The 22,810-nt window shown below is 64.2% G+C and carries 18 protein-coding genes; 7 read left to right on the forward strand and 11 right to left on the reverse strand.

The genetic code is table 11. The features are described 5' to 3' along the window. Positions 1–240 precede the first annotated feature (240 nt). Both APH44_RS02630 and APH44_RS02635 read right to left on the reverse strand, forming a co-directional pair. Entirely contained in the window at positions 241–1,605 is a 1,365-nt protein-coding gene (locus APH44_RS02630; RefSeq protein WP_054891141.1) for a GTPase/DUF3482 domain-containing protein, read from the reverse strand. Next, the gene (locus APH44_RS02635; RefSeq protein WP_054891142.1) at positions 1,598–2,989 is read right to left on the reverse strand and encodes a DUF2868 domain-containing protein; all 1,392 of its coding nucleotides are present in this window, start codon (positions 2,987–2,989) and stop codon (positions 1,598–1,600) included. The genes APH44_RS02630 and APH44_RS02635 overlap by 8 nt, the downstream gene beginning before the upstream one ends. 54 nt (positions 2,990–3,043) lie before the next feature. Here APH44_RS02635 and APH44_RS02640 point away from each other — a divergent pair, with 54 nt between their 5' ends. Further along, positions 3,044–3,559 (forward strand): dihydrofolate reductase, encoded by a 516-nt coding sequence (locus APH44_RS02640; RefSeq protein WP_054891143.1) that lies wholly within the window; start codon positions 3,044–3,046, stop codon positions 3,557–3,559. A 192-nt stretch (positions 3,560–3,751) separates the two neighbouring features. On the opposite strand, the gene APH44_RS02645 is transcribed toward APH44_RS02640, so the two are convergent. Continuing rightward, positions 3,752–5,143, reverse strand: coding sequence for an L-cystine transporter (locus tag APH44_RS02645; RefSeq protein WP_054891144.1), 1,392 nt, complete (start codon positions 5,141–5,143; stop codon positions 3,752–3,754). A 243-nt stretch (positions 5,144–5,386) separates the two neighbouring features. On the opposite strand from APH44_RS02645, the gene APH44_RS02650 reads away from it, so the two are divergent. Beyond that, positions 5,387–6,442 carry a haloacid dehalogenase-like hydrolase gene (locus APH44_RS02650; protein ID WP_177339388.1) on the forward strand — a complete coding sequence of 352 codons (1,056 nt, stop codon included), beginning with the start codon at positions 5,387–5,389 and terminating at the stop codon, positions 6,440–6,442. A 120-nt stretch (positions 6,443–6,562) separates the two neighbouring features. Here APH44_RS02650 and ilvD read toward each other — a convergent pair whose 3' ends face one another. After that, positions 6,563–8,404, reverse strand: coding sequence for a dihydroxy-acid dehydratase (ilvD, locus tag APH44_RS02655; RefSeq protein WP_054891146.1), 1,842 nt, complete (start codon positions 8,402–8,404; stop codon positions 6,563–6,565). A 483-nt stretch (positions 8,405–8,887) separates the two neighbouring features. Between ilvD and mgtE the strand changes: the two genes are divergently transcribed. Next, entirely contained in the window at positions 8,888–9,943 is a 1,056-nt protein-coding gene (mgtE, locus tag APH44_RS02660; protein WP_054891147.1) for a magnesium transporter, read from the forward strand. Between the two features lie 123 nt (positions 9,944–10,066). Here the strand turns inward: mgtE and APH44_RS02665 are convergent, their stop codons facing one another. Then, on the reverse strand, positions 10,067–11,263 hold the full coding sequence (locus APH44_RS02665; protein WP_054891148.1) for a class I SAM-dependent rRNA methyltransferase: 1,197 nt from the start codon (positions 11,261–11,263) through the stop codon (positions 10,067–10,069). 231 nt (positions 11,264–11,494) lie between these two features. On the opposite strand from APH44_RS02665, the gene APH44_RS02670 reads away from it, so the two are divergent. Next, on the forward strand, positions 11,495–12,313 hold the full coding sequence (locus tag APH44_RS02670; protein WP_172964843.1) for an HDOD domain-containing protein: 819 nt from the start codon (positions 11,495–11,497) through the stop codon (positions 12,311–12,313). 3 nt (positions 12,314–12,316) lie between these two features. Then, on the forward strand, positions 12,317–13,129 hold the full coding sequence (mutM, locus tag APH44_RS02675; protein WP_054891150.1) for a bifunctional DNA-formamidopyrimidine glycosylase/DNA-(apurinic or apyrimidinic site) lyase: 813 nt from the start codon (positions 12,317–12,319) through the stop codon (positions 13,127–13,129). Positions 13,130–13,170: 41 nt separating this feature from the next. Here the strand turns inward: mutM and ggt are convergent, their stop codons facing one another. The 4 genes from ggt to APH44_RS02695 form a co-directional block, all read right to left on the reverse strand. Beyond that, entirely contained in the window at positions 13,171–14,853 is a 1,683-nt protein-coding gene (gene ggt, locus APH44_RS02680) for a gamma-glutamyltransferase (RefSeq protein WP_054891151.1), read from the reverse strand. After that, positions 14,853–15,104 (reverse strand): YfhL family 4Fe-4S dicluster ferredoxin, encoded by a 252-nt coding sequence (locus tag APH44_RS02685; protein ID WP_011531711.1) that lies wholly within the window; start codon positions 15,102–15,104, stop codon positions 14,853–14,855. The genes ggt and APH44_RS02685 overlap by 1 nt, the downstream gene beginning before the upstream one ends. Before the next feature lie 155 nt (positions 15,105–15,259). Then, the gene (gene coaD, locus APH44_RS02690) at positions 15,260–15,739 is read right to left on the reverse strand and encodes a pantetheine-phosphate adenylyltransferase (RefSeq protein ID WP_054891152.1); all 480 of its coding nucleotides are present in this window, start codon (positions 15,737–15,739) and stop codon (positions 15,260–15,262) included. Positions 15,740–15,868: 129 nt separating this feature from the next. Beyond that, a complete protein-coding gene (locus APH44_RS02695) occupies positions 15,869–17,299 on the reverse strand; it encodes a coniferyl aldehyde dehydrogenase (RefSeq protein ID WP_054891153.1) in 1,431 nt (476 codons plus the stop codon). Positions 17,300–17,438: 139 nt separating this feature from the next. Here APH44_RS02695 and APH44_RS02700 point away from each other — a divergent pair, with 139 nt between their 5' ends. Both APH44_RS02700 and APH44_RS02705 read left to right on the forward strand, forming a co-directional pair. Next, a complete protein-coding gene (locus tag APH44_RS02700; RefSeq protein WP_054891154.1) occupies positions 17,439–18,104 on the forward strand; it encodes a TetR/AcrR family transcriptional regulator in 666 nt (221 codons plus the stop codon). Positions 18,105–18,138: 34 nt separating this feature from the next. Next, a complete protein-coding gene (locus APH44_RS02705; RefSeq protein WP_054891155.1) occupies positions 18,139–18,993 on the forward strand; it encodes a sulfurtransferase in 855 nt (284 codons plus the stop codon). A 12-nt stretch (positions 18,994–19,005) separates the two neighbouring features. On the opposite strand, the gene APH44_RS02710 is transcribed toward APH44_RS02705, so the two are convergent. Together APH44_RS02710 and APH44_RS02715 are read right to left on the reverse strand one after the other, a co-directional pair. After that, positions 19,006–19,998 (reverse strand): hydrolase, encoded by a 993-nt coding sequence (locus APH44_RS02710; RefSeq protein WP_054891156.1) that lies wholly within the window; start codon positions 19,996–19,998, stop codon positions 19,006–19,008. Between the two features lie 63 nt (positions 19,999–20,061). Continuing rightward, entirely contained in the window at positions 20,062–22,779 is a 2,718-nt protein-coding gene (locus APH44_RS02715) for a pitrilysin family protein (protein ID WP_082420996.1), read from the reverse strand. Between the last annotated feature and the right edge of the window lie 31 nt (positions 22,780–22,810).

Genomic DNA, 22,810 nt, shown 5'->3' on the forward strand with positions numbered 1-22,810 from the left:
TTGGGTGCACTCGTTAGCGCGTAGGAGCACCTGTCTTGCTCAAAATCTAAAGACCAGCCCAATCCCTGTGGGAGAGGCGGTTCGCCGCTGCGACTTGTCCCGCGAAAGGAACACCGCGATGCATGGCACCGGCTACGCCGGTGATCGCGGGACAAGTCGCAGCGGCGAACCGTCTCTCCCACCGGGATTGGGCAGGCCTCAGATTTTTGAGCAAGACAGTTGCTCTTACAGGGGAGCGCTTCAGATCTGTGACACCAATGCCTCAAGCTGTTCCTGGCGCTCGGCCTGGTTCACCCGTGCGCCCGGATTGAGCGTCGACCATTGTGGATGCGCCCGCGCCTTGGTCAACGCCTCCGGCAATTTGCCCTCGCGCCAGGCCTTTTCATCCAGCTCGCCCAGCCGCACCCTGTCCTGTGCAGCATGGCCACGGCTGTCCAACGCCAGCATCAGTTGCTGTTGGCGCAGCGCCAGCAGCCGCAGCACGCTGTCATCCACGGTCAGTTCACGCTGGCCCCTGAGCTTGCCCAGCAACCGCGATCCATAATTACGCGCGGTTTGCAGTGCGCCTCCGGCAATGGCGCCCGCCAGCGCGGCAGCGCCGAGGGTCAGACCACCGACCAGCAGATCGACACCCGCACCGGCCGCGGCTCCGGCGGCGACACCGCTGCCCAGGCGTACGCCCAGCAGCTTCAGGGTCTCGGGGTTGAACAGGTCATCGCCCCAGCGACCGTCCAGCAACGGCAGGTCGCCGGCATTGGCGTCTTCACGACGGAAGGCATAGAGCTTGAGCAACGCCTCGACACAGCGCTGCTCACGTTGGCGAACATCCTGACGCAGCGCCTCGATGGCCTTGGCTTCAGCGGCAGGCTCCGCCTCGACGCTGCGCCGACAGGCGGCGCAGTCGAGCAGGAGCTCAGCGATCAGGCGCTTGCCGCTGTGCTGGCGGGCCAGGCGCTGGGCCTGCTGGTCGTCGATCAAGCGCTGCAAGGCGGGGCGCGATGTCTCCAGCAGCAGGGCGAGGCTCTCGTAGAGGCGTCGCTCGCCGTCCTCGGGCGGGGCCACGCTGTCGAACCGCACCAGCGCGTGCAGCCCCAGGCGGGCCAGGGCTTCGCGCCATTCTGGCTCGCGGTGCTGGCTGCTGGCGACGAAGTTGAGCACGGGCAGCAGCGGCTTGCCGCAGCCGGCGAGTACTTCCAGCTCGTCGCGGTACTTGGCCAGTACCGGCTCGCGTGCATCGATCACATAGAGGCCGGCATTGCTCGCCTGTAACTGACGCAGCACCTTGGCTTCCTGTTCGAAGCGCTGGCGCGCCTCGCTACCCTGGAGAAAGCGCTCCAGGCGGGCCGGGCCGTCAAGGCGTTCACCGGGGCGTTCCAGGCGCTCCAGATAGTCGAGCAGGGCAATGGCGTCTACCAGGCCGGGGGTGTCGTAGAGCTCGAGCAAGGGCTCGCCGTCCACCGACAGCCGCGCGCCTTCGACATGGCGGGTGGTGCTGGGGCGATGGGAGACCTCACCAAAGCCGACATCGCGGGTGAGGGTGCGCAGCAACGAGGTCTTGCCGACGTTGGTGTGGCCGACCACGGCCAGCTTGAGCGGATCAGTCATGGCCATGCTCCAGCCAGGTCAGGGGCGAGGTGTCGGCGTGGTGCAGGCCAAGGCGGTCGAGGGCTTCGTGCCAGTCGCCCAGGCGAGCGGCGTCCAGTGCCTGGCCGGGCAGGGCCTGGAGCAACCAGATGCGCGTGGCGCCTGCGTTGCGCGCGAGCTCGGCGAGCAACGCCAGGCTGCCACGGTCAGGCGAGCGGCGCGGGTCGCAGGCGATGGCCAGGCGCGCCGGTGGGAAGCGGCTGAGTTGTTCGAGCAGTTTGTTGCGTGATTCGCGGCTGTCGAGCACGCCTGCGTTGGTCACCGTGCTTGGCAGCGTGGGCGGCCAGGCGCGCTGGTCATCCAGCTCCAGGCCCACCAGCAGAGCGCCGCTGCTGCCAGTTTCCAGTTGGCCCGCCTCGAACTGCGGCAGGTGCTCGGGGGCGGCGTCCTGTACACCGATGCGTTCGCTGCGCGGCATCAGCGCGTCACGCAGTTGTGCATGGCCTGGCAGGCTGAGATCCAGGGCCAGTTGCCTGCGGCCCTGGCGCCAGCGCCACAGGCACAGGGTCGCCAGCAGCAGGCGGGGCAGCAGGCCGTATACCAGCACCACGCCGAGCAGCCAACTGGCCCAGGCCTGGCGGGCGATGTCCAGGCTCGGCAGGGTCGCGCCGCTGGCGCGGATCATGCTCTCGTCGGGAATGCTGAAGCCCAGCAGCGAGGGCAGGGCGCCGAGGGCGTTGGTCAGGGCGATGAAGGGTTCGGCTGCGAGCAGGGTGGTCTCCCAGACGAAGCCGTAGCGCCGGGTCGCCAGCAGCGCCAGCAGCATGCCCAGCGCCGCGCTCATCGCCAGCAGCCACAGGCCATGTACCAGCAGGCCGAGCAGCCAGCGATTGAGGCGCTTGCGCTGCAGCAGCACCAGCAGGGCGGGGGCCAGGTGCACGGCCTTGGCATCACGGGCGAAGCGTTCGCTGAGCCACAGCCAGAGCCGGCCCAGGGTTGCGCCCTGCTCACCTGCGAAGAAGAAGCCCAGGGCCCAGCCGACCAGCAACACCAGGTTCAGGCCCAGCAGGCTGCCCAGCGCCCAGAACACATTCACCGGGCGTTGGCCGTCACCCAGCGCCGCAAGGCCGAGGCCGGCGCCGCTGAGCATGGCGACGATCATCAGGGCCAGCAGGGCCAGGCGTGCACCCTGCTTCCAATGGCGCAGGGCCTGGGTCATGCCGTCGCGCTCGGCCAGCCACAGGGCGCGGTGCTCGATACGTGCCGCCAGGTCGCCGCCCTGCTGGCGCGCGCGACGGTTGGCTTCCTGGTCTTCCAGGGGGCCGGCGTGTTCTTCACGCAGGCGCACCGCTTCGGTGAGCCAGCGTTTGTCCAGTTCGGTCGGTGCAGTCACAAGGTCTTCCATTGCACGGGTCGAGGCCCAAGCATAACCCACGTGCCGAGTGCTATCCTCGCCGTCATGAACACATCACTTCCCCTCAGCCTGATCGCGGCACTCGCCGAGAACCGCGTGATCGGCATCGACAACTCCATGCCCTGGCATCTGCCGGGGGACTTCAAGTACTTCAAGGCCACCACCCTGGGCAAGCCGATCATCATGGGGCGCAAGACCTGGGATTCGCTCGGGCGACCACTGCCGGGGCGCTTGAACATCGTCGTCAGCCGCCAGCCTGGGTTGACGCTGGCGGGCGCCGAGGTGTTCGCCTCGCTGGAGGCAGCGGTGGTGCGTGCCGAGCAGTGGGCGCGTGAGCAGGGGGTTGGTGAGCTGATGCTGATCGGCGGCGCGCAGCTCTACGGGCAGGCGCTGGAGAAGGGGCTGGTAAGCCGGATGTACCTGACGCGTGTGGAGCTGGCGCCTGAAGGGGATGCCTGGTTCCCGGCGTTCGACGCGGCGCAGTGGACGCTGGCATCGACCGAGCGGCAGGTCGAGGAAGGCAAGCCGGTCTATCACTTCGAGGTGTGGGACAAGCGTTAGGCTCTGTCTGAAATGTATCTGCACTCGCCCATACTGCGTTGAAACGAGGCTCGGAATGCTCATGTACTCCAGTACACTGCGCTTCCGAGCCCCGTTTCGCCTTGTCTGGCCTTCGCGCAGACACATTTCAGACAGACCCTAGAGCTTTTTCTGTGGAAGCGGGTTCGTCCGCTCCCACAGGGCAAGTGTTGCTCAGGAGTGACTCAGCTCGGCATGCTCGTCTCCGGCCAGCACTTGCTGGTCGGTCTGCTTGAGCAGTTGGCTGGTCACCACGCCGGCAGTCATCGAGCCGTTCACGTTCAATGCAGTACGGCCCATGTCGATCAGCGGCTCGACCGAGATCAGCAGCGCCACCAGCTCGACCGGCAGGCCCATGGCCGGCAGCACGATCAGCGCGGCGAAGGTCGCGCCGCCACCGACCCCGGCAACCCCCGCCGAGCTCAGGGTGACGATGGCCACCAGGGTAGCGATCCACAGCGGATCGAAGGTGTCGATGCCCACGGCCGGCGCCACCATGACCGCCAGCATTGCCGGATACAGGCCGGCGCAGCCGTTCTGGCCGATGGTTGCGCCGAACGATGCGCTGAAGCTGGCGATCGACTGCGGTACGCCCAGGCGGCGAGTCTGCGCCTCGATGTTCAGCGGGATACTGGCGGCGCTGGAGCGGCTGGTGAAGGCAAAGGTCAGCACCGGCCAGACCTTGCGGAAGAAGCGCAGCGGGCTGACGCCAGTGATCGCCAGGATCACCCCGTGTACCACGAACATCAGCCCCAGGCCGATGTACGACACCACGACGAAGCTGCCCAGCTTGAGGATGTCATCGAGGTTCGAGCTGGCCACCACCTTGGTCATCAGCGCCAGGACGCCATAAGGCGTGAGCTTCATCACCAGGCGCACCAGGCGCATGACCCAGGCCTGCAGCACGTCGATGGCCGACAGGGCGCGCTCGCCCTTGTCCTTGTCGTCCTTGATCAGTTGCAGAGCGGCAAGGCCCAGAAACACGGCGAATATCACCACGCTGATGATCGAGGTCGGCTTGGCCCGGGCCAAGTCGCCCACCGGGTTGCTGGGAATGAACGACAGCAGCAGTTGCGGGATGTTGAGGTCGGCGACCTTGCCTGCGTAGTCGCTGTTGATGGCTTGCAGGCGAGCTGTTTCCTGGACGCCGGCGACCAGGCCCTCGGCACTGAGGCCGAACAGGTTGGTCAGGGCGATGCCGATCAGTGCGGCGATGGCTGTGGTCAGCAGCAGGGTACCGATGCTCAGCACGCTGATCCGGCCAAGGGCCGAGGCATTGTGCAGGCGTGCCACAGCGCTGAGGATCGAGGCGAAGATCAGCGGCATGACGATCATCTGCAGCAAGCCGACATAGCCGTTGCCGACCAGGTCGAGCCAGGCGATGGTTGCCTTGAGCACCGGATGGCCAGCGCCGTACAGGCTGTGCAGCACCAGCCCGAACAGGACGCCCAGTACCAGGCCAAGCAGCACTTTTTTCGCCAGGCTCCAGTCGGTACGGCGAGTTTGCGCCAGGCCCAGCAGCAGGGCCAGGAATGCCAGCAGGTTGAGGGAAAGCGGCAGGTTCATTGAAGCTCCGTGAAGCAAAAATAGGGATCGCCTCTGTGAGCGATTGCGAACGGAAATGCTAACAGTCTGAAAAGAAACGAATTTATATCTAAAGGTAATTTAGATAGTCGCTAATGGAATAACGCGCTGTCGCAGTTGGCAATGAACATGCCGTTTCGGGCTCTCTCGAGGTCGGTGCCAGACGTCTGCCTGTCATGCAGGCGGTCTAGGCTTCAGCGGCCATGTCTCTGGAGAACGCACATGATGTCTGCTCCGAAACTTCTCGCGGGCGGTCTCGCCCTGCTGCTCAGCGCCAGCACCTGGGCGGCAACCGAACTCAAGCACTGGCCCGCCGAGGCCGCCAAACAGCTCGACACGATGATCGCTGCCAATGCCCACAAGGGTAACTACGCGGTCTTCGACATGGACAACACCAGCTATCGCTACGACCTCGAGGAAGCGCTGCTGCCGTTCATGGAGAACAAAGGCCTGCTGACTCGTGACAAGCTCGACCCTTCTTTGAAGCTGATCCCGTTCAAGGATACCGCCGAGCACAAGGAGAGCCTGTTCAGCTACTACTATCGCCTGTGCGAAATCGATGACATGGTCTGCTACCCCTGGGTGGCACAGGTGTTCTCGGGCTTCACGCTCAAGGAGCTGAAGGTTCAGGTCGATGAGCTGATGGCCTTGAACAAGCCTGTCCCCAGCACCTACTTCGAAGGCGATCAGGTCAAGACCATCGAGGTGCAGCCGCCGAAGGTCTTCACCGGCCAGGCCGAGCTGTACAACAAGCTGATGGAGAACGGCATCGAGGTCTATGTGATCTCGGCCGCGTCCGAGGAGCTGGTGCGCATGGTCGCGTCCGATCCCAAGTACGGCTACAACGTCAAGCCTCAGAACGTAATCGGCGTCAGCCTGCTGCTCAAGGACCGCGCCAGCGGCGAGCTGACCACGGCGCGCAAGCAGATCAGCGAAGGCCACTATGATGCCAAGGCCAACGAGGGCCTGGAGTTGACGCCCTACCTGTGGACCCCGGCCACCTGGATGGCCGGCAAGCAGGCGGCCATCCTGACTTACATCGATGAGTGGAAGCGGCCGGTGCTGGTAGGCGGCGATACGCCAACCAGCGACGGCTACATGCAGTTCCATGGTGTCGACGTGGGCAAGGGCGGCATTCACCTGTGGATAAACCGCAAGGCCAAGTACATGGACCAGCTGAACGGAATGATCGCCAAGCATGCGGCGGCGCAAGCGAAGGAAGGGCTGCCGGTGACGGCGGACAAGAACTGGGTGATCGTGACGCCGGAGCAGATTCAGTAAGCGTTGTAGCGCCTATGCCGGCCTTTTCGCGGGCTTGCCCGCGAAGAGGCCAATACTTTTCCACAGGCATAAAAAAACCGGCGCTCAAGGCGCCGGTTTTTCATTCATGCCCTAAAAGCCTTACAGCCCGTCGAGCATCGCCTTGTTCCGCACAGCACCCTTGTCGGCGCTGGTCGCCAGCAGGGCGTAGGCCTTCAGTGCAGTGGTCACCTTGCGTGGGCGCACTTCGGCAGGTTTCCAGCCCTTCTTGTCCTGCTCGACACGGCGTGCAGCCAACTCTTCGTCGCTGACCAGCAGGTTGATCGAGCGGTTCGGAATGTCGATCAGCACTTTGTCACCGTCCTTGACCAGGCCGATGGCACCGCCCGAGGCCGCTTCCGGCGAAGCGTGGCCGATCGACAGGCCCGAAGTGCCGCCGGAGAAGCGGCCGTCGGTGAGCAGGGCGCAGGCCTTGCCCAGGCCCTTGGACTTCAGGTACGAGGTCGGATAGAGCATTTCTTGCATGCCCGGGCCGCCTTTCGGGCCTTCGTAGCGGATGATCACGATGTCGCCGGCCTTCACTTCGTCGGCGAGGATGCCGCGCACGGCGCTGTCCTGGCTTTCGAAAATCTTCGCGGTGCCTTCGAACACGTGGATCGACTCGTCGACGCCTGCGGTCTTGACCACGCAACCGTCCAGGGCGATGTTGCCGTACAGCACGGCCAGGCCGCCTTCCTGCGAGTAGGCGTGTTCGAAGCTGCGGATGCAGCCGTTCTCGCGGTCGTCGTCGAGGGTTTCCCAGCGGGTCGACTGGCTGAACGCGGTCTGGGTCGGGATACCGGCCGGGCCAGCCTTGAAGAAGGTGTGCACGGCTTCGTCATCGGTCTGGGTGATGTCCCACTTGGCGATGGCTTCTTCCATGCTGCGGCTGTGCACGGTCGGCAGGTCGGTGTGCAACAGGCCGCCACGGGCCAGCGAGCCGAGGATGCTGAAGATGCCGCCGGCGCGGTGGACGTCCTCCATGTGGTACTTCTGGATGTTCGGCGCCACCTTGCACAGCTGCGGCACCTTGCGCGACAGGCGATCGATGTCGCGCAGGTCGAAGTCGACCTCCGCTTCCTGGGCGGCAGCCAGCAGGTGCAGGATGGTGTTGGTCGAACCGCCCATGGCGATGTCGAGCATCATGGCGTTCTCGAACGCCTTGAAGTTGGCGATGTTGCGCGGCAGTACCGACTCGTCGTTCTCGCCGTAGTAGCGTTTGCACAGCTCGACGATGGTGCGTCCGGCGGTAAGGAACAGCTGCTCGCGGTCGGCGTGGGTGGCCAGGGTGGAGCCGTTGCCCGGCAGGGCGAGCCCCAGGGCTTCGGTCAGGCAGTTCATCGAGTTGGCGGTGAACATGCCGGAGCACGAACCGCAGGTCGGGCAGGCGCTGCGCTCGTACTCGGCGACCTTTTCGTCACTGGCGGTCGAGTCGGCAGCGATGACCATGGCGTCGACCAGGTCCAGGCCGTGGCTGGCCAGCTTGGTCTTGCCGGCTTCCATCGGGCCGCCGGAGACGAAGATCACCGGAATGTTCAGGCGCAGGGCAGCCATCAGCATGCCGGGTGTGATCTTGTCGCAGTTGGAGATGCAGACGATGGCGTCGGCGCAGTGGGCGTTGACCATGTACTCGACGGCGTCGGCGATGATCTCGCGGCTCGGCAGCGAGTACAGCATGCCGTCGTGGCCCATGGCGATGCCGTCGTCGACGGCGATGGTGTTGAATTCCTTGGCCACGCCACCGGCGCGCTCGATCTCGCGGGCGACCAGCTGGCCCAGGTCCTTCAGGTGCACGTGGCCCGGGACGAACTGGGTGAACGAGTTGGCGATGGCGATGATCGGTTTCTTGAAGTCTTCGTCCTTCATCCCGGTGGCGCGCCACAGTGCGCGGGCACCCGCCATGTTGCGGCCCTGGGTGGAAGTCTTGGAACGATAATCAGGCATGAAGCACTCCTGGCGGCTTGATCAGGTCTCTGGAAAGGGGAGTGAGCTTCTCTTGTCCTTTGCGCCGAAGGCCGGTTGCCGCTGGCACGGATGGGGCCGAAGACAGCGCGGGATCGCCGCGTGCTTGGCCAGAGCTCATAAACCCGCCTGGGGATGTCTGGCGATGAATAGGCCGATTCTACACCGCTGGCGCGACGAGGGAATGACGATGTGTCTGGACGGTGCTTTTCGTCATTTGGGCAGGGTGATGTAGGACATCTCCCAAATGCCGTCCTGGCGGTATTTTCCGGATCTCGCTGCACCTATCATCCCCGCGCCGCATGTGCGGCTTCACGAGCCAAGCCCCTCAATGGACCTTCCCAGTTTCAGTTCATCGCGAACCTGCAATCTGGCACTGAGCGCACCGTCGCCAGGGCATCCGGAGGCTTGAGCCCGCGTGGCTGAGGTCTGCGGGCGCCTGCTTCGGCGCCTGGAGAACCTCCCATGCAACAACCAACCGACACCCTCGCCACACCCCTCGACTTGCGCCAGGCGGCCCAGGCCCGACGCGATCGACTCCTGCAGCACGCACTGTACGAAGACGGCAGCGCCGGCGCGCTGATGATCAGCGAATACTCCAGCTTGGACAGTGGACTGAGCGCGCGCCAGGCCATCGATATGCTGCGGCGCGAAGCCGCCGACGCCGAAACCATCTATCAATCCTATGTTCTCGATGCCCAGCGCAATCTGCTCGGCACGCTATCGCTGCGTGAACTGATCCTGGCGCCGCCCGACCAGCCTATCGAGGCCATCATGGTGCGGCAGGTGATCTGCGTGACCACGGCGACCCGTCAGGAAGAGGTTGCGCGGCTGATTGGCGATCACGATCTGCTGGCGGTACCGGTGCTCGACGAGCTGGGGCGGCTGGTGGGGATCGTCACCTGCGACGAAGCGCTGGATGTGATGGTGGAGGAGGCTACCGAAGACTTTCACAAGGGCGCATCGATCACCAATCACATCGGCAATCTCAAGGATGCAACCGTCAGCCTGATGTACCGCAAACGCGTGCTGTGGCTGGTGCTGCTGGTATTCGGCAACCTGTTTTCAGGTGCGGGAATCGCCGCGTTCGAGGACACCATTGCCGCCCATATCGCCCTGGTGTTCTTCCTGCCGTTGCTGGTAGACAGCGGCGGCAATGCCGGCGCCCAGTCGGCAACCCTGATGGTGCGCGGCCTGGCCACGGGCGAGGTGGTGCTGCGTGACTGGTTGCGCATGCTCACGCGCGAGTGCGGTGTTGCGCTTGCCCTGGGCGGGACCATGGCAGTGGCTGTCGCTTCGTTGGGGGTATTGCGCGGCGGCCCGGAAATCGCACTGATCGTGGCCAGCAGCATGTTGGTGATCGTGCTGATCGGCAGCCTCATCGGCATGAGCCTGCCATTCATGCTCAGTCGCCTGAAACTTGACCCGGCGACGGCCAGCGGGCCGCTGGTGACCTCGATTGCCGATGCCGTGGGGGTGTTGATCTACTTTGGCATCGCGTCGATGGTGCTGGATATCTGAGGAGACGCTACAAGGGCAGCAGCATTGCCGACTCCCCGGGGGCTTGCTGATTGCCGGAACAAGTGTCAGCAATCATCGCAAGCCGTATGACTTGGGGCTGTAGACCAGCCCCGGTTGGGTGGGTCAGCTGTTGGGCAGCAACCGGCAGGTGATGCTCTTGATATAGCGGGTCTCGGCGATCGCCGGGTGCACCGGGTGATCCGGCCCCTGGCCGCCGCGCTCGAGCAGTTGCAGGTTGCGGTCCAGGTGACGGGCGCTGGTCAGCAGGATGTTGTTCAGGTCATCTTCGGGCAGGTGCATCGAGCACGAAGCGCTGACCAGGATGCCGTCCTTGTTGAGCATGCGCATGGCCTGCTCATTGAGACGACGGTAGGCAGCCTCGCCGTTCTTCAGGTCTTTCTTGCGCTTGATGAAGGCGGGTGGGTCGGCAATGATCACGTCAAAGCGCTCTTCGGCGGCCTTGAGCTCGCGCAGCGCCTCGAACACGTCGCCCTCGATGCAGGTCAGCTTCTCGGCGATGCCGTTGAGCGCGGCATTGCGCTCGACGCCATCCAGAGCGAAGCCCGAGGCATCGACGCAGAACACTTCGCTGGCGCCGAAGGCCCCGGCCTGCACGCCCCAGCCACCAATGTAGCTGAACAGGTCGAGCACGCGCTTGCCCTTGACGTAGGGCGCCAGGCGCGCACGGTTCATGCGGTGGTCGTAGAACCAGCCGGTCTTCTGGCCTTCACGCACCGGCGCTTCGAACTTCACGCCGTTCTCTTCCAGCGCGACCCAGTCGGGTACTTCGCCGTAGACGGTCTCGACATAGCGCTCCAGGCCTTCGGCATCGCGCGCAGCGGAGTCATTCTTGAACAGGATGCCGCTGGGCTTGAGTACCTGCACCAGCGCGGCGATCACATCATCCTTGTGCGCCTCCATGGTGGCCGAGGCCAGCTGCACCACGAGAATGTCGAAGAAGCGGTCGACCACCAGGCCCGGCAGCAGGTCGGAGTCGCCGTAGACCAGGCGGTAGCAGGGCTTGTCGAACAGGCGTTCGCGCAGCGACAGGGCGACGTTCAGGCGGTGCACCAGCAGCGACTTGTCCAGCGGCAGCTTGGCGTCGCGCGACAGCAGGCGCGCGCAGATCAGGTTGTTCGGGCTCACCGCCACCACGCCCAGTGGCTTGCCGTTGGCTGCCTCGAGGATCGCCTGTTGACCGGCCTTCAGGCCTTGCAGCGGAGTGGCGGCAACGTCGACCTCGTTGCTGTAGACCCACAGGTGGCCGGCGCGCAGGCGGCGGTCGGCATTGGCTTTGAGGCGAAGGCTGGGCAGGGACATGACGTCGCTCCGGAAAAAAGAGCGGGAGTATACCGCGTTGGCCCGGGGTTCGCTGGTGGGGTGGATGAAGTGTCGGCTCCCTCGCGGCTAAAGTTAACCGTCCAGGGAACGATCCAGTGGTTGGTGCCCTGCAGGAGTACAGGGTTAGAATCTCTCGTCATTTCCGAGTGTGTACCCATGTCCCAGGAACTTTCCGCCGAACAGATCCAGCAAGCCTTGCAAGGCATCACCATTCCGCCGCAGCCGCAGATCATGGTGGACCTGCAGTTCGAGCAATACATGCCCGACCCGGACCTGGAGACGATCGCCAAGCTGATCGCGCAGGATCCTGGTCTGGCCGGTGCGCTGCTCAAGCTGGTGAACTCCCCGCATTTCGGGTTGGCCAACAAGATCGGCTCGATCCAGCGCGCCGTGAACCTGCTGGGCAGCCGCTCGATCATCAACCTGATCAATGCCCAGTCGATCAAGGGCGAGATGAGCGACGAAACCATCGTTACCCTCAACCGCTTCTGGGACACTGCCCAGGACGTCGCGATGACCTGCCTGACCCTGGCCAAGCGCACCGGCATCCAGGCGGTGGACGAGGCCTACACCCTTGGCCTGTTCCATGACTGCGGCGTGCCGCTCATGCTCAAGCGCTTCCCCACGTACATGGAGGTGCTGGAAGACGCCTACGCCAAGGCCGGCGAAGAGGTACGGGTGGTCGATACCGAGAATCGTGCCTTCAACACCAACCACTCGGTGGTCGGCTACTTCACCGCCAAGTCGTGGCGCCTGCCGGAACACATCAGCGCGGCCATCGCCAACCACCACAACGCCCTGGCGGTGTTCCGCGACGAGTCTTCGCGCAACACCCAGACCCAGCTCAAGAATCTGCTGGCGGTGCTGAAAATGGCCGAACACATTTGTGCGTCGTACCGCGTGCTGGGCAACCAGAGCGTCGACCACGAGTGGAATGTCGTCGGGCCGCTGGTGCTGGACTACATCGGGCTGTCGGAGTACGACTTCGAGAGCCTCAAGCAGAATATCCGTGAAATGAGTGGCCACTGATCCATGCCTGAGTTGCCTGAAGTCGAGACCACGCGGCGCGGGATCGCGCCGTACCTGGAAGGCCAGCGGGTCAGCCGCGTGGTGGTGCGTGATCGGCGCCTGCGCTGGCCGATCCCCGAGGATCTGGATGTGCGCCTGTCGGGGCAGCGCATCGTCAGCGTCGAGCGGCGGGCCAAGTACCTGCTGATCAACGCCGAGGTTGGCACCTTGATCAGCCACCTGGGGATGTCTGGCAACCTGCGGCTGGTCGAGCTCGGCCTGCCGGCGGCCAAGCATGAGCATGTGGACATCGAGCTGGAGTCGGGGCTGATGCTGCGCTACACCGACCCGCGTCGGTTCGGCGCCATGCTCTGGAGCCAGGATCCGCTTGGTCACGAGCTGCTGGTGCGCCTGGGGCCGGAGCCGTTGACCGACCTGTTCGACGGCGAGCGGTTGTTCCAGCTGTCACGCGGGCGGTCGATGGCGGTCAAGCCGTTCATCATGGACAACGCCGTGGTGGTGGGGGTGGGCAATATCTACGCCACCGAGGCGCTGTTCGCCGCGGGCATCGATCCACGCCGCGAAGCGGGCGGGATCAGCCGGGCGCGTTATCTGAAGCTGGCGATCGAGATCAAGCGCGTGCTGGCGGCGGCCATCGAACGTGGTGGCACCACGTTGCGCGACTTTATCGGCGGCGACGGGCAGTCGGGGTACTTCCAGCAGGAGTTGTTCGTCTATGGACGGGGTGGCGAGGCTTGCAAGGTGTGCGGGACCGAGCTGCGGGACGTGAAGCTGGGGCAGCGCGCAAGCGTGTTCTGCCCGCGCTGTCAGCGCTGATAGTCGTTCTGCGAACACCCATTTGCCGCCAGCTTTGCTGGTCACTCCAGCACTGCGGCCTCACCGACACCACGCGGGTCGCTGGCTGCCTCGAGCGTCCCGGCCCGTTTGTCCCAGTACAACACCTGCTGGTTCCCATAGCTGCGCTGCACGTCCTTGAGCGCGTACCCGCGTGCACGCAGCGCGGCCTTCTGCTCATCGTCGAAGGTGTTGGGCTCGTGCTCGATCACATCTGGCAGGTACTGATGGTGATAGCGCGGGATCGCTGGCCATTCGCTCACTGGTCGCCCTTCGAGGAAGCCGAGCATCGACAGCAGCACCATGCTCGGGATCCGGCTACCGCCGGGCGTGCCGAAGCTGGCGAACTGTGACGGGCTCTCGATGAAGCTTGGGCTCATGCTCGACAGCGGACGCTTGCCCGCGGCCACCGCATTGGCCTGGCTGCCGGCCAGGCCGTAGCTGTTGCTGCCAGTGGGGTCGGCGGCGAAATCGTCCATCTCGTTGTTCAGCACCACGCCGCTGCCGGGTACGGTAAAGGCTGCGCCAAAGGGCAGGTTGACCGACAGTGTGGCCGATACGGCATTGCCCGCAGCGTCGATCACGCTGAAGTGGGTGGTGTGGTCGCCCTCGCGCCACGCGGGTGCGGGGGGCAGGGCGCTGCTGGGCGTGGCATCGTGCACGTCGATGCTGTCGGCGAGCCCGCTCAGGTACTGGCGCGCCAGGAGGCGGTTGATGGGGTTGGTGACGTAGTCCGGGTCGCCGAGCAAGCCGCGATCGCGGTAGGCGCGGCGCAGGACTTCTACCACGTAGTGAGTGCGTTGCACGGGCTCTGCGCCCTGCCACGGCAGGCGCTGGAGCATCGCCAGGCTCTGGGCCAAGGCCACGCCGCCGGCAGACGGCGGTGGGCTGCTGATCAGTTCGCGCTGGCCTGCCAGGGGATAGCGCAGTGGCTGGCGCCAGGCCGTGCGGTAGCCTGCGAGATCGTCGAGGGTCCAGACACCGCCAGCGCGGCGCACACCCTCGACGAGCTTGCGGCCAACCGCCCCGCGGTAGAAGCCGTCCCGCCCCTGATCCGCCATTGCCTGCAGCGTTGCGGCCAGTTCCGGCTGGCGGATCAGGGTGCCCAGGGCAGGGACCTGGTTCTCGCGCAGGAACAGCCGGGCGCTTTCCGGGTCGTCACGCAGCGCGTTCAGGCGCATGGTCGCGCGATCGCGGTAGATGCGGTCGACGGCAAAGCCTTGGTTGGCGAGGCGGATGGCTGGCGCGAGGCTGTCCCTGAGCGGCAATTTGCCGTGGGTTGCAGCGAGATCTGCCAGGGCCTGGGGCAGACCTGGGATGGCGGCCGCCAGCGCACCGTTGATCGATAGGCCCTGCCGGACCTTGCCGTCTTCCAGGTACATGTCCGGGGTGGAGGCGCCCGGCGCGCGCTCGCGGGCATCCAGGAAGCGGTAGTGCGCAGTATCGGACTGTTCGCGCAGCAGGAAGAAACCGCCGCCGCCCAACCCCGATCCATAGGGCTCGACCACCGCCAGCGTGGCGCTGATGGCGATGGCGGCATCGAAGGCGTTACCGCCCTGTTCCAGAACTTGTCGCGCCGCTGCCGTGGCCTCGGCATGGGGGCTGGCTATGGCAGCGCGCCCGGGCCCGTCCGCCAGGGCGGCGGTAGCCAGCAGCGCCAGTGCGGCGCCGAGCAATGCGCGGCGAATCGCGGCGACGAACGGCATCAGGCCTTGCCGGTGATCCGGCGGTATTTGGCCATCAGCTCGTCTTCTGTTTCCGGATGGGCTTCATCCAGCGGGATGCAGTCGACCGGGCAAACTTGCTGGCACTGGGGTTCGTCATAATGGCCCACGCACTGGGTGCAGAGGTTCGGGTCGATCACGTAGATCTCTTCGCCTTGCGAGATGGCGGCGTTCGGGCACTCGGGTTCGCAGACGTCGCAGTTGATGCAATCGTCGGTGATGATCAGGGACATTGGGACTCCGGCCGGGGCTCGGCGCCCGGGCATGTATCAAAGCAATGGGCATAATTGTGCCGCATTAACGCCCGCAGTGCACGCGGGCGCGAGGCTTTGTCGCGCAAGTGCCGCTTGGCGACGTGGCGTACAAAGCCGAACTCAGGCCGCTGCGATCACTTCTTGAAGCGTATGGTCAGCGCCTCGGCCACCGCCGGGTGGACGAACTTGGTGATATCACCGCCCAGCGCCGCAATCTCGCGGACCAGCGTCGAGGAAATGAACGAGTAGCGCTCCGACGGCGTGAGGAACAGGCTCTCGACGTCCGGCGCCAGTTGACGGTTCATGTTCGCCAGCTGGAACTCGTACTCGAAGTCGGACACCGCGCGCAGCCCCCGCAGGAACACATTGGCGCCCTGCTCCTTGGCGAAGTGTGCCAGCAGAGAGGAGAAGCCGATGACTTCGACATTTGGCAGGTGCTTGGTGACCTCGCGGGCCAGCTCGACCCGTTGTTCCAGCGGGAACAGGGGGTTCTTCTTGGGGCTGGCCGCCACGGCGATGATCACGTGATCGAACAACCGCGAGGCGCGCTCGACCAGGTCACCATGGCCTTTGGTAATCGGGTCGAAAGTACCCGGGTACAACACTCGGTTCATCGCGTCATCCTGGCTGGAGTGCGTTGGGGAGTCGGATGGTAGCGCAGCGACTGCTGCCCGGCCAAGTCATGCGACTGGAAGATGGCACTATAGACAGTGCGGCTATTGGCTGTCATGCACCCTCTGCGCTCAGCGGATGAAAAGCCTGTATACCAGGCGCTGCAGGGCTTTTCCGTAAGGCGGGTAGATCAGCCGGGCGGCGTTGATGCGCTGTTTGGCCAGTACCGCCTTGGCCTTGCTGAAGGTCTGGAAACCTTCGCGACCATGGTAATGACCCATGCCAGATGGGCCGATGCCGCCGAAAGGCAAGTCGTCCTGGGCGACGTGCAGCAGGGTGTCGTTCAGGCATACGCCGCCGGAGTGGGTGTGCTGCAGCACCCGCGCCTGTTGGCTGCGGTCGTAACCGAAGTAGTACAGCGCCAGCGGGCGTGGGCGCTGATTGATGTAGGCCAGCGCCTCATCCAGCTCGTCATAGGCAACCAGCGGCAGCACTGGGCCGAAGATCTCGTCCTGCATCACCTGCATGTCGTCGTTTACATCAAGCAGTAGATGGGGAGGCAGCCTGCGGCCCTGGCGCGGCTCGTCGGGGTACAGGTCGAGCACTTGGGCGCCTTTGTCACGGGCGTCGGCGAGCAGGCGTTCGAGGCGCTGCAACTGGCGCGAATTGATGATCGCGCTGTAGTCGGCGTTGTCTGCGATGCGTGGGAAGAGGCGCTGCACCGCCCGTCGATAGGCCTGGGCGAAGTCGTCCAGACGCTGACGCGGGACCAGCACGTAATCGGGAGCCACGCAGGTCTGCCCGGCATTGAGGGTCTTGCCGAAGGCGATGCGCTCGGCGGCAGTGGCCAGTGGCACGTCGTGGGAGACGATGGCTGGCGACTTTCCGCCCAGCTCGAGCGTGACCGGCGTGAGGTTGTGTGCAGCGGCCAGCATGACCTGGCGGCCGATGCTGGTGGCGCCGGTGAACAGCAAGTGGTCGAAGGGCAGGCGGGCAAAGGCCTGGCCGACTTCGACCTCGCCCAGCACAACGCAGACGAGGTCGGCGGGGAATACCTGCTCGAGTAAATGCTTGAGGGCTTCGCCGGCGCGCGGCGTGGCTTCGCTGAGCTTGAGCATGACCCGGTTACCCGCCGCCAGGGCACCGGTCAACGGGCCGATAGCCAGAAACAGCGGGTAGTTCCACGGCACGATGATGCCCACCACCCCCAGTGGCTGCGCCAGCACTCGCGCGCTGGCCGGCTGGAAGGCCAGGCCAACGCGCCGCCGGGCAGGTTTCATCCAGCGCCGCACATGGCGCTCGGAGTGGCGCAGGCCCTGCACTGAAGGCAGCAGCTCGGCCAACAGGGTTTCATCGGCGCTGCGCCCGCCGAAGTCCGCATCGATGGCCTCGATCAGCGCCTGTTGCTGTGCAACCAGGGCCTCACGCAGGCTCTTCAGCCACTGAATGCGCTGCGCGGCCGGCGGCATGGGATTGGCTGCGAAGGCCTGAGTTTGCGCGGTGAACAACCGCTCGAGAACAAGGTCGGATGGCTCAAGAGGCATGGTTGTGGACGAACGCATGGCAGCTCCGCGCAGAGGGGCGATTTGTTGAGCTTATACTCTAATCGGCCTCGATCTGTGAACGTTGGCGGGGTGCACCGCCCGTGGAATAAACCGTAAGATGGCTCGTCATTCGAAGCCCGCAGACCTGGATACCCGCATGGCCCCGCGCATGAAGACCCGTGAGCGCATCGTGCAAAGCAGCCTCGAACTGTTCAACCAGCAAGGCGAGCGCAGCGTCAGCACCAATCACATTGCCGCGTTCATGGAAATCTCTCCCGGCAACCTGTACTACCACTTCCCCAACAAGCAGGCGATCATCGCGTTGCTGTTCAGCCAGTACGAAGAGCTGGTGGACAGCTTCCTGCGCCCGCCCCAAGGCCGAGCAGCCACGGTCGAGGACAAGCGTTTCTACCTCAAGGCACTGCTTGCGGCGATGTGGAACTACCGCTTCCTGCACCGCGATCTCGAGCATCTGCTGGAGAGTGATCCAGAGCTGGCCGCACGTTACCGGCGTTTCTCCCAGCGGTGCCTGCAGCAGGGCCAGGCGATCTATCGTGGCTTCGTCGAAGCGGGCATCCTGGATATGCTGCCGACCCAGATCGAGTCGCTGACCATCAATGCCTGGATCGTGCTCACCTCCTGGGTGCGTTTTCTCAGCACCACCCGCGAGCACTCTGCGCATATGGGTGAAGAAGCCTTCAAGCGTGGCGTCTATCAGGTATTGGTGCTGGAGCTGGGGTTCGTCACCGCTGGCTCCCGCGCTGCCGTGGATGCGCTGTGCGATGAATTTCACGTTCCGTTCAACCAGGCCCTGGAACACTGATCCGGGCCTTTCGTGCCATCGATAGGAGATTGTCATGTCCCTTGCGCAACTGATCACCCCGCAGCAGCTGGCCGAGCGTCTGGACTCGCCGGGGCTGGTGATCCTCGACTGTCGCTTTGCCCTGGAAGACGTGGATTACGGCCAGCGCAGCTATGCCGAGGGGCATATCGCCGGTGCGCATTTCGCGGACCTGGAGCGCGACCTGAGCGGGCCTATGGTCAAGGGGCAGACTGGCCGTCATCCATTGCCTGAGCCGCGCCGCCTGGTTGAGCGCCTGCGCGAGTGGGGCCTGGACAATGATAGCCAGGTGGTGCTGTACGACGACGGTCCCGGTGCCTTCGCTGCCCGCGCCTGGTGGCTGCTGGCCTGGTTGGGCAAGCGCAACGCGGTGTTCATCCTCGACGGCGGCCTCAAGGCCTGGCACGCGGCGCATCTGCCGCTGAGCCTGGATCCGCCGGTGCAGCGCGAGGGCAACTTCACAGGCGAGGCCGATGCGAAGCTGCTGATCGATGCCGAGCACCTGGACATGCGTCTGGGCAGCGCCGACCTGACATTGATCGATGCCCGCGCCTTGCCGCGTTTTCGCGGCGAAGTCGAGCCGATCGATCCTGTCGCTGGGCATATTCCTGGTGCGCAGTGTGCAGCGTTCACTGACAACCTGGGTGCAGATGGGCGTTTCCTGCCAGCCGAGCAGCTAAAGCAGCGCTTCGCCGAAAAGCTGGCAGGGCGTGCGCCGGAGCAGTTGGTCGCCTATTGCGGATCCGGTGTGACGGCTTGCCATAACCTGTTTGCGCTGGCGCTGGCGGGATACCCGTTGGGGCGCCTGTATGCCGGGTCCTGGAGCGAGTGGATCAACGATTCCAGGCACGGTGTCGCCACTGGCGATTGAGGCAGCGAAGCGCTAGCGGCCCTCCAGCAGCCACTGCGGAATCCGGCGCTCAAGGTAGTAGCCCGGATTGCGCAGGCTGCCCTCTACAAAGCCCACATGTCCGCCGCGGCGGTGCAACTCGAAGTGCGTCTGCGGCGCCAGCTCCTGCGGTGCTGGCAGGCTGTGGTCGAACACGAACGGATCGTCCTGCGCGTGGATGATCAGTGTCGGTGTGCGGTTTTCCCCCAGGTAATAGCGGCTCGAGGCGTGGCGGTAGTAGTCGTGGGCATCGCTGAAGCCGTTGAGCGGTGCGGTCACTCGGCCATCGAAATCCCAGAAGGTCCTCAGGTTGCGTAGCGGCCCGAGGCGCTCCAGCGCGGCCAGCCCTTCGCTGTGGCCCCGGGCCTGGAAGTGCCGCTGCTTGTCCTGCACGTAAGCCAGCATCTCGCGCATGAAGTGCGCCTGGTAGACCTTGCTGAAGCCTATGGCGATGCGATCGGCGCACTGATCCAGACGAAACGGCACCGACACCGCCACCGCTGCTTCAAGCTGGCTGGCCGAACCGCTTTCGCCCAGGTACTTCAACAGCACGTTGCCGCCCAACGAGTAGCCCACGGCATACAGCGGCGCCAGCGGTCGTAGCGCGCGCAGATGGCGGATGGTTTCGGCAAGATCTTCGCTGGCGCCGGAGTGGTAGCTGCGAGCAAGCAGGTTCGGCTCGCCGGAGCAGCCCCGCCAGTTCAGTGCAACGCTGGCCCAGCCAAACGCCTGCAGCGCTTGCTGCAGACCTTTTACGTACGGGGAGTCGGAGGAGCCGGTCAGTCCGTGCAATACCAGCACCAGCGGCGTGTCAGCCTGATGCGGACCATGCCAGTCCATGTCGAGGAAGTCGCCGTCGGTCAGCCACAGGCGCTCGCGGCTGCGCTCAAGGCTTGGAAGCCTGCGCCAGAGCGGGCCCCACAGTGTCTGCAGGTGAGGGTTTGACAGGCCGGTGGCTGGGCTGAAGGTGGCGGTGAGACTGGACATGCTAGGCGGCTCTTGGTGTGCCTGCCTAGAGTGCCACGAAACACCGCACCTGTGGTCGTGCTATCAGTTGGCTTTTGGTAGTGCAGGCAGGGGCTGCTGCGTCACCTTGGGTCCGAGGCAGGTCACGACACAACGATTGCTGTCGAAGACCTGCCGAGCGACCGCCTGGATTTGTGTTGCCGTGGTTTGCGCGAGTTGTTCCTGGTAGCGCTGGAAATGATCCGTCGGTAATCCGGATGCGTTGATCTGTGCCAGCAGGTGCGCAAGCTTCTGGTCGTCGGCGAGGGTGCGCAACAGGTCACCGCACAGTTGGCTGCGTGCCAGCTTCATCTCGAACTCGCTTGGGCCTTGCTCGATGAAGCAGCGCAGCACGAGTTTGACGAGGTCGATGGATGCTTGCAGATAGTGGGGCTTGATATCCCATTCGACGAGCAGCACCAGGGCGCCACGGTAGCCGTCGAAGTAGCTGCGAATGGCGTAGGTGAGGGATCGCCGTTCGCGCAGTTCGGATACCAGGCGCGACTCGAAGCTGGCGCCCAGAATCTGGTTGGCCATGATCAGCGCAGGAAACTGTGTATCGCCGGGGTGAATTTCTACCGCAAACGCCAGGCTGACCTTTACGTTGTCGGTGTCTGGGTTATTGCTTGGCTGTTCGATGTGCAAAGTCCTGGCCTGGTTGGATGGCCGGGCTTTTTCCAGGGCGGGAAGCGCAAGCTGGGTAACCGGCAGGGCCTGGCAAAGGTCGTTGACCAGTGTTTCGGCATCCTCTCGAGACAGGTCCCCGGCCAAGGTGATTTCCAGGTTTCCGGCGCAGTAGGCCCGTTGGTGAAAATCCGCTATCTGCTGCCGGCTGATCGTCATGACGCTGCTCGCAGTGCCATGACTGTCCCGCGTGTAAGGGTGGCTGTCATACACGTTACGAAGCCTTTCCACATCGAGCCGGTGTTCAGGTTTGGCTTCGCGACGGCGCAGATAGTTGATGACGCGGTTGCGTATGCCTTCCAGCGCCGTGGCCTCGAAACTAGGCCGCGCACTCGTTGCAACCAGCAACGCCACGGCTTCCTTGTACAGGCCGTCGGTGAGTGGACTGCGCAGACGCAAGATGGCGTCGTCGTGTGTCACGTTGCGTTTGAGTGTGGCGCCAAGCGATTTGAGTTGGCTGGCTAGCTGCGCGGCGTCCAGCTGGTCACAACCCTGGTCGAGCATGTACAGCGTCATTGCGGCCAAACCGGGTGTGTCGCCGTCATGGTAGGCACCCGCCTTGAAGCGTAATTGCAGATCGACTGCAGGAGCACCTCGTACCGGAACGAAACACACCTTGCTGCCCAGCTCGGTATGCCACTGCTGTATCTCCTGTTTCGGGGTGTCCAGGGCGGCCTCTGAAAGGCCTTGCGCCGAGTTCAGGCCGGACAGGTCTAGCGCAGAGCTACCAGTGGCCAGGTCGCCGCATGCCAGTACGGGAGTCTCTACTATCGTTGCCTCGGGCGCGCACATATGAGTCACGGCAAGGCGTTCACGGGTGAGGTAAGTCTTGATCGCGAGCTGGATGTCCTGCTCGGTGAGCGATGCCAGTGTCTGAAATTCATCATGCAGTTGCGTTGGGTCCAGGCCGCCGATCACTCTCCAACTGAGCGCATCAGCCTGGCCGGTGAGGTTGGCCAGGGCCTCCGCGTGCTGCGCCAGCAGGTGCAACTTGGCATCTTCGATCTGCTGCGCGGTGAAAGAGGTCAATTGGACGCTTTCGATGATGTCCATAACTGCCTTTTCGGCGCTGGCCGGAGTATTGCCGAGTGCGACATAGCCGGAGAATGACAGCAGAGAATCGCCGCGCACCTGGTAGTCATAGGACGGGCCGATGCCTATCAGGACCTGTCGTTGGCGCACCAGTTTGTCATGCAGGAGAGACGACGCGCCTCTGCCCAGCAATTCAGCGACGATTCTTAAGGCGTGCACGCTGCGGGGCGACTCTGCCGTTGCCAGGCTTGGCACATTGAAGGACATCAGCAGCCCGTCGCGCAGGTTTGGCAGTGTCAGTGCCTGTTGACGGTACGCCAATTGCTGAGGATGGCGAGGCGTTTGGGGTGGGGGCAGGGGGACTTCCTCGAGACCTGCGAAGTGCCGCTGCACCCATTCTTCGAGGTGAGACAGCTCGATGTCGCCAACGACTACCAGGGTGGCGTTGTTAGGGGCGTAACGATTCCTGTACCACGTGCGAATCATGCGCTGGGTCATGTTTTCGAGATCTTGCGGGTTGCCGTAGTTGGGAGTGGCGTAGGGGCTGGTTTGGTGAGCAAGCTTTCTATGGCTTTCGAGGGCCTGTTGTACCGGCTGATTGTCGATTTTCAGGCGACGCTCATCGCGCACTGCGGTCTTGGCCTTTTCAAGGGCCTCTTCACCGAGACGAGCATTGACCATGGCGTCGGCCATGATCTCCAGGCCTACCTCGAGGCGTGAGGCGGGCAGGGTCATCTTGTAGACCGTTGCATCGTCAAACGTAGAGGCGCCGGCGGTGCCACCCAACCAACTGATGATCCGAAGGTATTGTCCGGCTGCGAGTTTTCCGCTGCCTTCGAACACCATGTGCTCAAGCACATGAGACAGATTGCTATGGCCTGGCGCTTCATGGCTGGAGCCAACGTGATAATGAAGCTGTGCACAAACCAGCGGACTGCGTTGATCACGCTGGAGATAGACCTTCAGGCCATTCTCCAGGCGCAAGTGCTGTAGTGGTGTGCTTGGTGGGGTGATCAGATTGATGGGTTTGATAGTGGGTGCTGGCATGGTCGAGCTGCTCCGGTGGGGGCTGGGAGCG

The organism is Pseudomonas sp. NBRC 111143, from assembly GCF_001320965.1.
GTDB lineage: Bacteria > Pseudomonadota > Gammaproteobacteria > Pseudomonadales > Pseudomonadaceae > Aquipseudomonas > Aquipseudomonas machongensis.